The following is a 15,972-nucleotide window of genomic DNA, read 5'->3' as shown; positions in this document are numbered from 1 at the left end:
TCCTATGCACACCTCAGCTTCCGTAGAACTACCCATCACCCTCAACCGCAACCTCACAACCTCACTACCAAGCCAACTGGCAGAAAAAATACGCGAACTCATCCTCAACGGCACACTCATCGCATCAGACCCGCTACCCTCAACACGAACACTCGCTCAACGCCTCAACGTCTCCAGAGGAACAATCGTCTCCGCCTACGAACAACTCACCGCAGAAGGATACCTACACACCACACACACCGGAACAACCATCAACCCCCACCTACCTCACCCCCACAACAAACACCACACCAACACACCACAGCCCACCACACCAACAGACCTTTCCACTAGTCACCTGAGAACACCTCAAAACACCCTTATCGACCTACGCCCAGGCACCCCAGACACCTCCACACTCGCCAGCACACCATGGAGAGCAGCATGGAGAACCGCAGCAGCCAACGTCGGAACAACATACCCTGCCACAGGTTCTCCCACCCTCAAAAAAGAACTAGCCGAACACCTGCGAATCACCCGAAGCGTCATCACCCACCCCGAAGAGCTACTCATCACATCAGGAGCACGAGACGGATTTAGACTCATCCTCTCAACACTAAGAACCATCATCAAAGACCGACCACTACGTATCGCCGTTGAAAACCCAGGGTACCCCTCACTACAAAAAATTCCTGCCACCTTCGGACACACCATCATGCCGATACCCCTCGATACACAAGGACTCAACCCCCAACACCTACCTCCTCACACCCCACCAGATATCATCCTTCTTGCACCAAGCCACCAATACCCACTAGGCACCACCATGCCTATCACACGCAGACTCGAACTGCTCGAGTGGGCAGACAAAAACAAAGCCCTCATCATCGAAGATGACTACGACTCCGAACTGCGTTACACAGGAGACCCCGTCCCCGCGCTCGCTTCACTCACTCGCTCACATCATCTAGCATCACACTATGATTGTGTCGTTACCCTCGGATCGTTCGCTAAAACCCTCTCCCCAGCCGTTGGGCTAGGATACCTCCTCACTCCGCAACACCTACATGAGCCACTTAGCAGGCTCAGAACCCAGCTCGGCTCACCTGTCTCTGCCATTACTCAAGAAGCGATGACACTCCTCCTACAAAACGGTACGGTACGTCGCCATATCGCAAAGATGCGAAGAACTTATGCCACAAGACGTCGTCTTGTACAAAACTATTATGACCACAGCAAACTTTCTCAACAATGCACACTCCTACCCATGGACGGCGGGCTACATGCCATCCTCAAATTCACGTCGAGAGCGCACCTTAGCGCAGAAGAACAATACCTCAAAGAACAAAAGGTTGTAGCGCGAGCTAAAGAACAAGGAGTATCCGTCAGAAGTTTAGGAGAATACTGGTCGCATAATGGTATGCCGCGTCAAGACTACGGGCTGATCATCGGCTTCGGTGCAGTATCAGAACGGCACCTTGAACAAGCGATGACACTGCTAACCCGCATCATCTGCAATCCCTAAAAACAGACTCTGAGAATTATCAGTTCTCTACTCGCACGAAAATACTCTTTTCCGATAGCCTTATACCGTGATTCAAAACCGTACCCACTCAAAATCTTCAAACAACCAATCAGAGCAGAAAAAACAGTTGCTAAGCCAGTGGACTGCCGTCCACGCATCAATATACGTTGTATTCGGTCTCATCACGTTATTCATGGTGAACCCCAGTCTTGACGTACTTCGCTATACGATTTCACCATTTATGGTCATGTTGGCAGTTGTGCATAGCTACCTATACAAAACTTTATCTGCAACAGAAAAAGACAAGAGTCGGTTTCTCTTTGTCACCTCGTCCGTAGCGTTGTGCATAACTACGCTGATATATCTATTCTTTGCAAGGGAAGAAACTTCAGCCGGAGTTATCCTCGGAATAGGATGGTGTATTTCTGGTGCGGCGCAAACCATCTTTTCAAACAAGTTAAAGAACAACAACGCACTTGCTAAAGATTGGCGTTTTGAAGGAATCATGATGCTTGCAACAGGGCTGAGCTTCTGGGCTGTGAGCGGTATCGGCGATAGAGCCATGCTTGGAGTGTTCAGCTGTGGCGCAATCATTACCGGTGTGTTTCTGAGCACCGGTGTTATCACGTGGTACCGGCTCGGGAAACCTCTAGAAATATAGAACACCTACAAAACGACGTCTCTTACCTCATCCAAGTTCCCAGTAGCTTGAAGTTTTCTTTGGGGGAAATACACACGACAAGCTGAAAGATTAACATTCTCTGCATGCTCGCCGGTTAACGAGTAGACTGGATGAGACACATCAGGAGGAAAGTTTAGTGGTACAACAGCGCCCTAGAGGTTTCAAAGAGCAGGTGACAGGGCCGCTCGTCATCGCCTCAATTCTAGCCGTCGTTGCGTTTTGGGGAACCTTCATCACTGCAACAGGTGGAACAAATAACCGCCCACAATATGTTTTAGCGTTTACGGTTGCTGGTGCAGTTTTTATCGTTACCATCGTTGTTTGTGCAACATTAATTCTTGTTGAAAAACCGAACTCTCCTGAACTAGGGCAAGGTACCGGAATCAACCGTTCTTCAGCAAAACTTTACGCCGAAGCCCGTGCCCGACGTGAAGCCCAAGCACGCGCAGAAAAAGCACAACAGAAAACCTCTCAAGAGGAGAAAAACCCTCAAGAACGCTAAAGACGTTGTGGCGATAAAACTTAAAATAAATATGCTGGGGACGAGGGAAAACTCGTCACCAGCATATTCTTTTAGCTATTGACAACGTCTATATGAAGAACCACTGGCTCTTCCACAATACGACGGACAACCTGCGCTACAGTCCGTACAGTATCTGGAACATTCGCACTCGAGGTTGTTCCTAAACGAAGAACAATATTTAGTTGGGGAGTCTGCACCGCACTCTGTGAAGAACGAGAACGATCAGAGTCAATACCCTTTTTCTGCTCAGATGAGGCAGACCCGTTAAGGGTTTCTCGAACCGTTGAACCCACCGTAGAGTTAACCGCGCTCATCGCCCGCAAAATACGTGTAGCACCAGCATAATGAGGGTAGATTTTCTCTACACCCTCTACCGCTAATACTTCCTTGCGTATCCGAGAAATATCAATTGATAATTCAGAACCTTGGTATTCTTCTTGCGTGTTATTTTGGGAATCAGAATCGTGGGAGGAATGTGGCTCAACATGAATGATTTGTGGCATATCACGCACCTTTCCGGTATTCGAAGGCAGCTTCGTCGCGGAGCATCCCCCAAGCACCAGTTTTCTTCTGACGTGTGTGTTGCGTTTGAGCAGCATCAAAAATATCTTGAATCGTCACGTTCACCATCTGAACGTTCAGCTCACTAATACGCTCAATTTCTTTGAGAATCAGTGTCCGTAACTCTTCAGCAGCGTTGTCAATAACTGTGCCAAAACGAATAGATGCAGTGACATTAACCGTAATGGGGGAATCGATAACAGTCACATCACCATCAAGATGGCATTTACCAATAACGACATCCTCTAACTCATCAGCGGCTGAACGGATAGCTGAGATAACTGAACCTTCCGTCTGCGTTAGACGGTCAAACTCGTTATCTGAGCGTAGGGGGATAGAACGTCCAGCTTTAGTTTCGAGAGCAATATTATTCAAGAGCGTATCAATCCAGCTCGTATCCTTATTTTGCTCTTTAAGGTCATGCTCAGAGAGCTCAGCGGTGAGTGTGCCGAGCTTACGTAGCGCCTTGACCCGTTGTGTACATACAGGACATTGATCAATATGTTCTGTTGTTTTTCTATGGGCTACCGTTTCATTATTTTCGTGTTCATCATCCAACCAGTCACTTAAGACGCTGAGAGGGATTCTACAATCAGACATTATTTCCAGCCCTCCAATCCATCAAGCAGTGCGATTCTTGCTCGAGCAAGTTTTCCTCGAACACTAGATTCGCTAATCATCAATGTCTGTGCAATTTCTTTATATGAGGCTCCACCAAGTTCCCTCATCACCCATATCTGCCGTTGCTGAGCGGGTAATGTTTTGAGCACTTCGGAGAGCGCACCCATCTGTGAACCCGTAATAGCACTTTGCTCAGGAGTAGCTCCTGCAGCGACGGGTTCGGGTGAATTATCAATGTCGGCGTTGAGCTTACGTGCTCTAATAAGATCGATTCCTTTACGGTTGACAAGCATCATGAGCCAGCTTTTAACACGTTCAGGGTTCTCGACCGTATCCATTTTCTTCCACGCCTGAATAAAGGTTTCTTGGAGAACATCGTCTGCGTCAGCGGTGCTTCCTGTTAACCGAATAGCGTAGGCCCTCATGGAAGGAGCATGTCTACGTAATAGAGCTTGAAATGCGTCTGAATCGCCGTTTGCAGATCTTTCGCACAATAATGCGTCAGATAGTCCTGCTACTCTATCGGGGGTGAGTAATGCCATGTGTTTTCCTTCCCGGTCTCACAAAAACACAAGGCAGAACCAACAACATTAATAACTCGTGTGGTTCTGCCTTATGTGTTCTAAGGGTTAGTTTACCCGTTGTGTGTCCTTGGACATCATGGCGCGAATCCCGCCGGTCAAATAGACCGTTACAGGAATTTCTTGTCCTGTAAGGGCATCTAAACCAGCAACAGTCTTATCAACTGTTTCCCGTAGTGAGAGAGGGTTTGCGCCCTGTCGAACTTCAACCTTGACAAATAATCCAGAGGTTTTCTTGGGGAGTTTAAGTGCCGTAACACTTGTACTTAGAACGTCAGGGTTTTGCTCAAAAGACTCTTTGACAGCGTCTTTAGCGAAACTAGCAGCAAGTTCTGTGCGTCCCTGAGAGCCCTGCGACTTTACCGAGTGCTGACTAGAAGCTACAGAATGAGCGCGGTTACCATGCTGAGCAAAAATCCAACGTACCAGAAGGAAAACGGTGATAACCGCTAGAACAACAACTCCGACTGTTACCCAGCTAAAACCCCAAGGAGTTGCAGCTGCCGCAAACACATCGCGTGCTGGCTGTTCTACCTGATCAACAGCATCATTCCAGTACTGTGCCAAAGGCTCAGAGACTTTCAACGCGATAAGCCCTGCACCTAAAGCAAGGAATACTAAGCCGAAGAGGGTCAGTAAGATTCTATTGAGTGCGCGAGGTGCGTTACCCATCTTTATGCCACCAGCCCTTCTCCAGCAACAGTGACCGAAGCGCGCATTGTCGGTACAAAACCGTATGCGTCCAAGGTTTTTTGTGCAAAATCAGTGATTTCTTGAGTCGGTACAACCGAACCAGATGTCGGAACAATCTCTACAACAGCCTTAGCGTGGTAGATACTTGTGGTGACCTGCTCCTGATTGAAACCGAATTGACGGCGTACTGCCTCGCTCATTGCCGCAGCGATGACTTTATCATCTGCAACAAAAGCGACTCTCTGGCGAGATCCTAAAGAATGCTTTGCCAAAGTCCCAGGTGACAACGCTTTTTGAACAGCGAAGATACCGAGGATGACGAGAACAGCACCCGTTAGGTAGAGTGCCCAGTCAGGTATGCCTGAAGGTAGCTGAGCTACACCATCAAACATCTGTTCACCGCTGAGCAAAAGAGCCTTCTGCCCTGCCATACTCAAAACTAGTTCAATACCAGCCCAAAGAATAACGGCGAGCAATAAGACCGCGAAGAAAATGGAGACGCCAGCACGTGAAGAGTGCGTTTCGCGACGAACCATATATTTAACAAACGGCCCTGGAGCGCGACGAGCGGTGGGATATTCTTCGACATATTCTTGATGACGACTCATTGAACACGCACCTGCTTTCCGTACTCGGTAATACCTGAAATGCTGACATTTACTGCGCCAATCTCACGACCAGTAATCTCACTGGCCTGTGCGATAACTAGCGCACGAGCGCGCTCCACCAAATCAAAGACCGTGCCACCCATTTCTTGAAGAAAGTCAGGTGAAGTGGGAATCTCGTCGAGACGTGGAGCACGAAGCGGTATAGAAATGTTCACGCCGAGCTTACCTGAGTGATCGGTGAGCGTCGTCTTAATATCAGACGACGCCACACCGAACGCCTCAGAAGCAACAGCAGTGCACACGGTAACCAGAGCCTTGCGGGCAACAATCGTGTTTCCGCGACTACTTGAATTCATTGCTTGTACTTTCGTGGACTATTCACCGAAGTGACATGGATTAGTTGGAGGAAGAGCCCTTTTTATTTACGAGAGACTTCCATGCTTCATCAAGGTTCAAAGAACCGTTTTCGAGCGTTGCCCCGAGGAATCCACCTGCTGCAAGGAAAATTACAGCGAGGAGGAATCCGCCAAATCCATGATCAAGTGCTGCATATGCAAGCACTGCGGCTACTAATAATCCGATTAGAGTCTTACTCACTACTTAACACGGCTTTCAGTTTTGGTTTCTTCTTCTACTTCTTCTTCGTCATCTTCAGAAGCAACATGAACATCGAGAATTTCGATGTTTACTTCAGTTACCTCAAGACCAGCGAGGTCTTCAATTGCCTTGATGACGGAGTTACGTGCGTCTTCAGCAACCTTGTAGAGGGGGTAAGGGTACTCAACAACGAGGGAGAGATCTACAGCAGCCTGAGTCTGGCCAACCTCTACAGAAACACCCTGCTTGAGGTTTTCTTCCTGACCAGCGAAGGAACGAATAGCGCCCAATGCGCGAGCTGCGCCGCCACCAAGTGCGTAAACGCCTTCTACGTCGCGAAGAGCGAGGCCAGCAATCTTAGCGATAACTGCGTCATTGACGTGGGTGGTACCCTGACCGCTATCTGCGCCAATGTTCTTTGCAGGACCAGAGGAAGCTGAAGTGCTCTTGGACTCTACATCTGCAGGGGTTACCTTAGTGTTCTGTGCCATGATTCTTTCTCCTTGCGAGTTTATTGTCATAATGGCTAAAAAAATTTTAGATAACGGCACCCCAAGAGATATTGGTCGAAGCGCCTGAGGTGCCGTCACTAATAAGACGAAATGACAAGAGAAAATGTCACGGTATTTTCTCAAAAATGTTCAGTGGACTTATGTTTTTGCTGATTTACTAGCTGTTTTACTTTGAAGAATTTTCTTGGAAACGCATCAACCTCAAAGAATTAAGAACCACAATCACCGAGCTAGAAGCCATCGCAGCGCCAGCAATCATCGGGTTCAACAATCCCAAAGCAGCCACAGGAATAGCAATAAAGTTATACCCAAACGCCCACACAAGATTAGACATAATCAGCCTCAACGTTGCTCGCGAAAGCTCAATTGCTGTCACGATAGAACGTACATCGCTACGCATCACCGTCATATCAGATGCTTCCATGGCAATATCTGTTCCAGAACCCATCGCAATACCAAGATGGGACTGTGCCAAAGCAGCCGCATCATTGACACCATCACCCACCATGGCAACACGTACCCCACCTTCTTGAAGGCGTTTAACAGTCTCTACCTTTTGAGATGGTGATACCCCAGCAAAAACATCCTCATCTGCAATACCCACTTGACGCGCGATAGATTCTGCAACAGGCTGAGCGTCGCCGGTTAGCAACACTGGGCGTAGTCCCTGCTTCTTTAATGCGGCAATAGCCGTTATTGCATCATCTTTTGGCGTATCTTGAAGCGCGATGAGAGCAACTGGGGTAGCGTCAACAGCAACCATGACCACTGTTAAGCCCCGTTCTTGCTCCTGCCGTAATAAGAGGGCATCTTTCTCACTCAACTGCACCGAATGCTCCTCAAGGAAAGAACGCTGCCCAACCATCACAGTGTGCTTTTGCTCCGAAGACCGTACACATGCTTGTACGCCGCCACCTGCGGTCATCGTAAAATCTTCTATAACTGGCTCAACCACAGAACTATAATCAGCGTTTACACGACGGATAATTCCCTGAGCAATAGGATGCTCTGAACGTTTTTCAACACACGCAGCATAGGTAAGAGCCTGCTCAACAGTAAGACGCGAGGAACTACCGCTCAACGGCAACGTATGAACAACGTTAAACTTTCCTGCAGTAACTGTTCCTGTCTTGTCGAAAATAATTGCACCAATATCGCGAGTATCTTCTAGCGCTTGTGCAGAACGAATTAGAATACCTAGCTGATAAGCACGCGTGGTTCCCGCAAGAAGCGCAGTAGGAGTTGCAAGACCCAAGGCACAAGGGCATGCAATCACCAAAACAGATACTGAGGCAATGAAAGCGCTATTGACGTCCTGAGAGAACACCCACCACGCAAGGAATGTCAGCACCGCAATCACAAGAACTACCGGAACAAAAACCGCAGAAATCCTATCTGCTAGACGCGCAATAGGTGCTTTAGTTGCCTGAGCCTCAGAGACAAGAGCACCTATCTGAGCTAAAGTCGTCTCTTCCCCCACGCGAGTGGCCCTGACCGTCAAAGCACCAGAAAGATTGACCGTAGCACCTGTGACGGTATCTCCCACTCCAACCTCAACCGGAGCAGATTCACCGGTCACGAGAGACATATCAACAGATGATTTACCCTCAATCACCTCACCGTCAGTAGCAATTTTCTCTCCAGGTAAGACCATAAACTCATCATCTGGCATAACATCTTGAGCTGGAATCTTGACCTCTTGACCATGACGAAGAATACGAGCCTCTTTAGCGCCCAGCTCAAGAAGTTGATGAAGAGCGCGAGAAGAACGTTGCTGAATACGCTGTTCGATGTAACGTCCTATCAAGAGGAAAAAAGCAACCATCGTTGAAGAATCAAAATAAAGTTGATGGCTATGCGCAGAATGAGCATGCACAGCTACTGTCATTGCAGGGTCGATCAGTAGCTGAGCTAAAGAAAAGAAATAACTCGAAAGAACACCTAGCGAAATGAGAGTGTCCATCGTAAACATGCCATGTCGCAGATTGGTCCATGCTGCACGATGGAAAGGAATCGCTGACCAAAACACAACTACACTCGCAAGGAGTGCAACCGCCCAACCCCAATGCGGAAACTGAACAGAAGAGAACATCGATATAAAGAACACCGGAACAGCAAATACTGCTGTAACCCAGATTCTTTGTTTGAGAGAATCTAACTCCGTATGCTCAGGAGAAGAAGATGCTCCTTGGGTCATCGTTGGTTCTTTAAGCTGTGCCGTATACCCAGCTTTTTCAATCGTGTGAATCAGCTCTTTGGCCTCTACACCTTCTGGAACAAGCACTCGAGCAGAAGACAATGGTAGGTTGACGGATGGGTCTACTCCGTCGATTTTGCGTAATTTGCGCTCTACGCGCCCAACGCAGGAAGCGCAGGTCATGCCCCCAATATGAAGATTGATAACGCGTTGGTTTTGTTGCTCGTTCACAGCTATTTTCCTAGAGAATAAGAGGGATGTAAAAGGCAGAGGGCACCTCAGCTCCATGAGAACGATGAGGTGCCCTCAAGGTCAGTGAGGACTAATCCACTAGGGTGAAGCCGGCTTCTGCGATGGCCTCACGAATCTTATCTCTACTTAACTCTTCTTCGTGTGAGATAGTGACGGTGGATTCTCCATCTTTTACAACATCCACGTTGACCTCTTGCACTTCAGAAAGCTCTTTGAGCTCTTCTTCTACGCTCATTGCGCAGTGGTTGCAGGTAAGTCCTGTTGCTTTGACAATAGTTTCTGCCATGATATTTCTCCATATTCTTAGGTTTTATGATGTGCAAGGAAAGTTTGTTTAGGAGCGTAAAAGCCGTGAAATTGCGGCACTAGCTTCAGAAACTTTATGCTCGACGATGCGGTGGTCTCCTGTGCGCTGAGATTCTTCTGCCGCGTGAACAACACAATGTCCGATATGTTCTTCGAGCAAGCCGATAGAAACAGCATGTAGTGCCTTATTAGCTGCTGATATTTGCGTCAAAATATCAATGCAATATTGGTCTTCTTCTACCATGCGTGAGATACCACGGATTTGCCCCTCAATGCGACGTAACCTTTTGAGATACGCTTCTTTTTTAGAGGTGTATCCGTGAGGCGGTGAGGTGTCTGTATGGACTTCTTCTTGGTGGCACATATCGCACGTTCCCTCCGTAGTGTTTGGTGTTCTATGGTGAAACACTCATCTCTAAGATATACCCCCTAGGGGTATAAAACAAGAGGTGTCAAGAATGTATTTATTTCTGCAAAAAACCACGAAAGACGCTTCTACCCTCCCCAGAAAACTAAGCTTAGGTTAGTGTTAACCCCATGGCTTCTTTTATCGAGGACTACGCATTATTATCTGATATGAACACTGGAGCGCTTGTCTCCCGCGCAGGATCCATTGACTGGTTTTGCGCCCCAAGATTCGACTCTGGCGCCGTGTTCGCTGCCCTACTAGGGGACAGAGAACACGGACGATGGCTGCTTGCGCCCCTAGAATCAGTAAACCCCGCCCCCGTAGAAGAAGTCCGCACAGAACGCTCCTACCGAGAAAACACCTTCACTCTCCAAACCATCTGGCACATCGGAGACGCCAGCGTACGCGTCACAGATTTTATGCCGCTAACCGGCGGAACCTCCATCGTACGAAACGTCGAAGGGCTCACCGGAGAGGTCGTCATGCTCCACGAACTCACCATGCGATTCGACAATGGAAAAACAACACCATGGGTCACCCGCTACACCGACGGAGACACCGACCCCATGGTCATCGGAATGGCCGGCCCTCACGCACTCGTCTTCCGTGGAGATACCATTCCCGACACCCAACATGGTGCCCATACCGACACCTTCGTTGTATCTGCCGGACAACACTATTCTTTCTCCCTGAGCTATTTCGCTTCAAACCACAACCCGCCCGCGCCCATCGACTATGACACCGCCTTGACCTACGCCAACGAACAATGGAGCGAATGGTCAGAACTTTTCACCGCAGGGCGCAACGAACCAGCACCAGAAACATCATCACGCCCTGTCATCACCGCAACAGAAGCTGTCTCAGACTCAACGAACACCAACGAAACCGCTGTTTGGGCAACACGCTCTATCGGTGAAGCTCTCAACACTGAAAATGACCCTGTGACCAATACGCAACTACCAGAAATTGATTCACAGACCTACCACGAACTCGCGCAAACAGCAACGCACACCATCCTGCCAAACACCGCAGAAGACACCCAAAATGAACACGATGCACTCTATCGAGAAGCACGGCTACGCGCACTACTCACACTACGCGCCCTCATCTCCCGTGAAACAGGTGGACTCGTTGGTGCCCTCACCACATCACTGCCTGAAACCCTAGGCGGTAACAGAAACTGGGACTTTAGATTCTCATGGCTACGAGACGTTGCCATGGCAATGGACGTGACCCTTACGCACGGACACGAACGAGAAACTGCCCAACTAAGAAACTGGATACTTCGTGCCGTAGCAAATAACCCTCAAAAACTTCACGCCGTCTACGGTGTCGCCGGAGAAAAAGACGACCTAGACCGTCGCCTCGCATTACCAGGCTACGAAGGTTCACAACCGGTTCGCTCAGGTAACGGCTCAGGAGAATATTTCCAAGCAGACGCTCTAGGGCAGATGCTCGTCACCTTCGCAAACTTGCGTCATAACGGAGTAGGGGAGGACCACCTATCATGGCCGCTACAAAAAGAACTCCTCAACTCAGCCGTTGAGCGAATCGGACAAGCAGACCGATCACTATGGGAAATGCGAGCAGAACCTCGCATCTACACTCACTCTCAAGTCATGCTATGGGCAGCCTTTAACGCCGGAGTATCAGCAGTTGAAGACTATGGTCTTGCCGGAGACGGAGCATTATGGGCACATTGTCGAGACAGCCTTGCAGAAGAAATTCTCGAACACGGCTACAACCCAGAATTGAATTCCTTCGTGCAAACCTACGACGGAACCACCGTAGACGCCTCCTTATTGCAACTTCCACAGGTAGGCTTCTTAGACTGGTCTGACGAACGCATGCTCGGCACTGTCCGCAGAATTGAACAAGAATTACAGCATGCTAGCGGAATGATTTATCGCTACATTAACCGCAACGGGTTTGACGGTTTTGAAGACCAAGATAACCTACACTGCGCAGCTTCGCTCTGGTTAGCAGAACAATACATACGTTCTGGCCGAGAACAAGACGGGCGAAGAATTCTCGATACAGTATTGGGGGTTGCGAACGATCTTAATCTGATGAGCTCAGAGTATGACTACGCTGCTCAACGCATGACGGGTAACTTCCCGCATTCTCTAGCGCATATTTCTCTGATTCGCACAGTAGAAGCTTTAGGGCTATAACCGTCAGGAAATCCGAAGAATATAGGATATGACAGCTTGTCAAGAGCCGTTATATCCTATATTCCTTTTTTGGCATATTGAGTAGCTTGATGAGCGCACACCATCAATTGCACCTGATGGAAAATCATCAACGGAACAATCAAAACACCCACCTGAGTGCTACCAAAAATAACAGCAGCCATCGGAAGACCCGTCGCTAAAGATTTCTTCGTTCCACAGAACTGAATAGCGATAATGTCCTGACGGCTAAACCCTGCACGGGAAGCAACCGCACGTGTTAGCCACAACATGGCGTACACAAAAACTATTGAAAAAATTACTAGAAGAGATAACTGCCACCAGCTGATACGGCTCCAAACACCGTGAACAATGCCCTCAGAAAAAGCCATATAAACCACCATGGCAATAGAGAGACGATCCACCTGTTTTGTCACCGGACGGTGCGCAAAATCTGCACTCCAACGACGCATCAGCTGTCCTGCAATAAACGGTGCAAGTAACTGTATAGCAATGTCCAAAAAGATATTTCCACTAATGGCAATGCCATCAGAGTGCATCAAAAACATGACTAAAAGTGGTGTCGCAAAGACCCCCACAATATTCGAAACAGAAGCAGAAACAATTGCACCAGCAACATTACCGCGAGCAATAGAAGTAAAGGCCACAGAAGATTGCACCGTTGAAGGAACAAGAGTCATATACAAAATGCCTAAATATAGCTCATGCCCCAGCACCATACCCATTGGGAACAGAAAGACCCCTATACAAGGAAAAATAATAAAAGTGAAAGCAAGAATCAACACATGAAGACGCCAATGCTTTAACCCCTCTAAAGCCTGCTGAGGAGAAAGGCGAGAACCATAGAGAAAGAATAATAAAGCAATAGCAATTTTTGTTGCTAATGAAAAGCTCTCAGCAAAAGCGCCTGTGGCTGGTGCGATAAAAGCAATCACCGCTGCCAGCAAAATCAACATGATGAGCGGGTCAGCGGTGATGCGTGGAATACGAAGAGCCATAGAGGCTATTTTACGATACGGCCCTCATCGTCATTGCCTTCTTCTGCAGATGTAGAAGTATATGACGTTTCTTCACTCTGTGATTCCTGTGCATGATTCTCAGCTGGCATCTGAGGGCGCAAATGCGGTGGAACCCATAGTGTGAAGAGGGTGTCGGATATGTGGCGGTCACGCTCGGTAGCTGGCTCTTTCTTCTGCGTTTGAACGATACCCCAATGCTCATTATCAGCACGTTCTGGGTAGATATTCATGAAGTCTGTTGCCTGCAACGGATCTGGCCATAGACGAGCTGGCTCAGCTGCTGGAACAGCAGATAGAGGATACTGTGGATTGACTTTTGGACGCCAAATGAGACGCCCTGGCTCGGAGCGGTCACGCAAAGCATGTGCACGCCACGTTGTTGGAGGGTGCGTCAAGGATAGGTTGCTTATCCACGTAAAGAACCCCTTTTCGTAGACTGCGCGGTTTGCTAGCTCATCGCTATTGACCTCGTTGCACAAGTATTTTCCAGCAGAAAGAACACCCATCGTTTGGAGCGCGCCTTGAGGTGCAAGACGATACCCAAAATTATCGGCGGTATATTCTTGTGCTCGTGAGAGCGTCGAACCAAGAACTGGAATCTGCATAAAAAATGACGTAAAGATGAGGCGGAAATAGCTGACGTGTCCAGCAGCAATATGCCCCACCTCATGCCCAATGATAAAGCGTAGAGCCTCGGGGTTTCTTGCTTTCCCACCTATCTCAAAAAGGTCTGAGTAGATGACAATAAAACGACGATGACCATGCCCCGACGCAAAAGCGTTAATCTGCCCGTTGCCTAGTTGTACGTAGGCATCTGGTACGCGACGAAGTCCGCTAGCACGCGCCGCGTCAACAACCATTTGGTAGGCTTCAGGGAATTGAGTGGGCGTTATACGAACGGCAGTAAGCCTAATTCTTGCGTAGGCTAAAGCACGAACAATAAATATTCCCAGTGGGGCATATATTGCTAAGAGGAGAAGCTGCTTGAGCGTTGCACCAAGAGTAGCACCTTCGGCTGCACCCGTCACCACCGATACAAAATTAACAACGAGATAAATAAAACCAGCAATATATACCCCAAAGGTCAGCAAATACGCAGCAATGACCCACGGTAATTCACCAGGGTGCCGAAGCGAATTCACAAACTTAAACGGCATCAACGATTGATATTTCAGCAACGCTGGTGCAGGTAACGGCGATATTGGGCGTTGACGCGTATCTTCTGGAATCCACCCGCGGGAGAGATCGTCAGGCAAGGGGCGTTCTCTTAGATTCGAGGCTCCTACCGGCAAACTACTGTGTGAAGCTCTGCCTTCAGAAGGCTGCCCTGTTGTGGGAACATCGTCGTGTGGAGGTTGACTCATTGCTATTTCTTTCACTCTCGACAAGGGTGTTTACTGGTTACTATAGTACGCATTATCGACGAGGAGAACCTCATCTTAGGGACGAATTAACGTCCGAAGCCGTTCCAGAGAAAACTGCAAAATACTCTGCGGGGCGTACCCATCATTGAGATGAGGGTACGCCCCGCAGAGTAGCTAGAACCGAAAAATAATTATGCTGAAGCTACAATGACTTCGGTTGCCTGAGCAATAGCCAACTCTTCATTGGTTGGAATAACAAGAACAGGAATAGCAGAATCTTCCGTGGAGATAATACGTGGATCATCACCGCGAACAAGATTTGCCTCAGGGTCAAGAGTGATACCCAGAGCACCCAATCGTTCGATAGTGAGCGCACGGAACTCAGAAGAGTTTTCGCCGATACCTGCAGTGAAAATAAGAGCTTGCATACCTCCAATAGCTACATGGTAACCGCCAATGTATTTAGCTAGACGGTAGGTTGTCATATCCAAAGCAAGTTTTGCTCGTTCATTGCCGTCCTTCATCGCATTAACAACTGCGCGCATATCATTATCTCCGGCAATCGCTAATAAGCCAGATTCTTTATTGAGAATCTGGTCCATACGCTCAGCAGTAAGCTCTGGATTACGCATCATCAAGGAGGTAAGAACAGAAGGATCGATATCACCGCTACGAGTGCCCATCACCAAGCCAGCAAGAGGGGTATAGCCCATAGAAGTATCTAGGCACTTACCGTTAGCAACAGCAGTAGTGGATGCACCGTTACCGAGGTGAGCAACAACAGCATTAAACTTTTCACGCTCAATACCAAGGAATTCTGCGGCGATACCAGTAACGTAATCGTGGCTGGTGCCGTGGAAACCGTAACGACGAACGCCATATTTTTCGTAGAACTCTTCTGGAACAGCGTAACGATACACATGTTCTGGCATGGTGGAGTGGAACGCATTATCAAAGACTGCCACCTGAGGAACACCAGGGTATGTTTCAGTCGCTGCTTTAATACCCAATACGTGTGCAGGATTGTGCAGAGGCGCTAGCGGGGATAAATCATCAATCTTTTGAAGAACTTCGTCATCGATAAGTACCGGTTCTGTGAAAACATCTCCGCCTTGAACAACACGATGTCCAATTGCTTGGATTTCACGACCGTGGAGAGGTTCCTTGAGATCTTCTGCCATGATGGCAAGAGCCTCTGTATGGCTTGGGATTTTAGTGCCAATGTTTTCGATGAGTCCCTTAGCGAGAACCTGCTCAGCTTCTGGCAAAGAGGTGTCACGTGCTTGATACTTGACGGATGATGAACCGCAGTTCACAACGAGAATAAGCAAAATATTTTCCTTTTCTATAG

18 protein-coding genes are annotated in these 15,972 nt (G+C 48.4%); 4 read left to right on the top strand and 14 right to left on the bottom strand.

The window, feature by feature from the left end; translation table 11 throughout:
* Nucleotides 1-4 precede the first annotated feature (4 nt).
* The 3 genes from ACN084_RS02795 (at nt 5) to ACN084_RS02785 (ending at nt 2,688) form a co-directional block, all read left to right on the top strand.
* Entirely contained in the window at nt 5-1,504 is a 1,500-nt protein-coding gene (locus ACN084_RS02795; protein ID WP_419105817.1) for a PLP-dependent aminotransferase family protein, read from the top strand.
* A 67-nt stretch (nt 1,505-1,571) separates the two neighbouring features.
* A complete protein-coding gene (locus ACN084_RS02790) occupies nt 1,572-2,165 on the top strand; it encodes a hypothetical protein (protein ID WP_419105816.1) in 594 nt (197 codons plus the stop codon).
* A gap of 157 nt (nt 2,166-2,322) precedes the next feature.
* A complete protein-coding gene (locus tag ACN084_RS02785; RefSeq protein ID WP_419101191.1) occupies nt 2,323-2,688 on the top strand; it encodes a hypothetical protein in 366 nt (121 codons plus the stop codon).
* A gap of 71 nt (nt 2,689-2,759) precedes the next feature.
* Here ACN084_RS02785 and ACN084_RS02780 read toward each other — a convergent pair whose 3' ends face one another.
* The 11 genes from ACN084_RS02780 to ACN084_RS02730 form a co-directional block, all read right to left on the bottom strand.
* Nucleotides 2,760-3,212 (bottom strand): hypothetical protein, encoded by a 453-nt coding sequence (locus tag ACN084_RS02780; RefSeq protein ID WP_419101190.1) that lies wholly within the window; start codon nt 3,210-3,212, stop codon nt 2,760-2,762.
* Nucleotide 3,213: 1 nt separating this feature from the next.
* Nucleotides 3,214-3,870 carry an Asp23/Gls24 family envelope stress response protein gene (locus ACN084_RS02775; protein WP_419101189.1) on the bottom strand — a complete coding sequence of 219 codons (657 nt, stop codon included), beginning with the start codon at nt 3,868-3,870 and terminating at the stop codon, nt 3,214-3,216.
* A complete protein-coding gene (locus ACN084_RS02770) occupies nt 3,870-4,433 on the bottom strand; it encodes an RNA polymerase sigma factor (protein ID WP_419105815.1) in 564 nt (187 codons plus the stop codon). Before ACN084_RS02770 ends, ACN084_RS02775 begins: the two co-directional genes overlap by 1 nt.
* A gap of 87 nt (nt 4,434-4,520) precedes the next feature.
* Entirely contained in the window at nt 4,521-5,144 is a 624-nt protein-coding gene (locus ACN084_RS02765) for a hypothetical protein (protein WP_419101187.1), read from the bottom strand.
* A gap of 2 nt (nt 5,145-5,146) precedes the next feature.
* Entirely contained in the window at nt 5,147-5,773 is a 627-nt protein-coding gene (locus tag ACN084_RS02760; RefSeq protein ID WP_419101186.1) for a hypothetical protein, read from the bottom strand.
* Nucleotides 5,770-6,129, bottom strand: coding sequence for a hypothetical protein (locus ACN084_RS02755; RefSeq protein WP_419101185.1), 360 nt, complete (start codon nt 6,127-6,129; stop codon nt 5,770-5,772). The genes ACN084_RS02760 and ACN084_RS02755 overlap by 4 nt, the downstream gene beginning before the upstream one ends.
* A gap of 40 nt (nt 6,130-6,169) precedes the next feature.
* Nucleotides 6,170-6,370: a hypothetical protein gene (locus ACN084_RS02750; protein ID WP_419105814.1), complete on the bottom strand. Its 201-nt coding sequence runs from the start codon at nt 6,368-6,370 to the stop codon at nt 6,170-6,172.
* Nucleotides 6,370-6,861: an Asp23/Gls24 family envelope stress response protein gene (locus ACN084_RS02745; protein WP_419101183.1), complete on the bottom strand. Its 492-nt coding sequence runs from the start codon at nt 6,859-6,861 to the stop codon at nt 6,370-6,372. Before ACN084_RS02745 ends, ACN084_RS02750 begins: the two co-directional genes overlap by 1 nt.
* Nucleotides 6,862-7,048: 187 nt before the next feature.
* The gene (locus tag ACN084_RS02740; protein ID WP_419105879.1) at nt 7,049-9,262 is read right to left on the bottom strand and encodes a heavy metal translocating P-type ATPase; all 2,214 of its coding nucleotides are present in this window, start codon (nt 9,260-9,262) and stop codon (nt 7,049-7,051) included.
* A 139-nt stretch (nt 9,263-9,401) separates the two neighbouring features.
* Nucleotides 9,402-9,617, bottom strand: a complete 216-nt coding sequence (locus ACN084_RS02735) for a heavy-metal-associated domain-containing protein (protein ID WP_419105813.1) — start codon at nt 9,615-9,617, stop codon at nt 9,402-9,404.
* A 48-nt stretch (nt 9,618-9,665) separates the two neighbouring features.
* Complete coding sequence (locus ACN084_RS02730; protein WP_419101180.1) at nt 9,666-10,001, bottom strand: metal-sensitive transcriptional regulator; 336 nt, start codon at nt 9,999-10,001, stop codon at nt 9,666-9,668.
* Between the two features lie 173 nt (nt 10,002-10,174).
* On the opposite strand from ACN084_RS02730, the gene ACN084_RS02725 reads away from it, so the two are divergent.
* Nucleotides 10,175-12,220, top strand: coding sequence for a glycoside hydrolase family 15 protein (locus ACN084_RS02725; protein ID WP_419105812.1), 2,046 nt, complete (start codon nt 10,175-10,177; stop codon nt 12,218-12,220).
* A gap of 56 nt (nt 12,221-12,276) precedes the next feature.
* Here ACN084_RS02725 and ACN084_RS02720 read toward each other — a convergent pair whose 3' ends face one another.
* The 3 genes from ACN084_RS02720 to ACN084_RS02710 form a co-directional block, all read right to left on the bottom strand.
* Nucleotides 12,277-13,236 carry a bile acid:sodium symporter family protein gene (locus ACN084_RS02720; protein ID WP_419105811.1) on the bottom strand — a complete coding sequence of 320 codons (960 nt, stop codon included), beginning with the start codon at nt 13,234-13,236 and terminating at the stop codon, nt 12,277-12,279.
* A 5-nt stretch (nt 13,237-13,241) separates the two neighbouring features.
* Nucleotides 13,242-14,621: a M48 family metallopeptidase gene (locus tag ACN084_RS02715; protein WP_419105810.1), complete on the bottom strand. Its 1,380-nt coding sequence runs from the start codon at nt 14,619-14,621 to the stop codon at nt 13,242-13,244.
* A 191-nt stretch (nt 14,622-14,812) separates the two neighbouring features.
* Complete coding sequence (locus tag ACN084_RS02710) at nt 14,813-15,952, bottom strand: acetate/propionate family kinase (protein ID WP_419105809.1); 1,140 nt, start codon at nt 15,950-15,952, stop codon at nt 14,813-14,815.
* Nucleotides 15,953-15,972: the final 20 nt, after the last annotated feature.

Source organism: Rothia sp. P7208 (genome assembly GCF_048512915.1).
GTDB lineage: Bacteria > Actinomycetota > Actinomycetes > Actinomycetales > Micrococcaceae > Rothia.
Note: the sequence above shows the minus strand (reverse complement) of the source record. Positions and strands in the feature narration are given on the sequence as shown.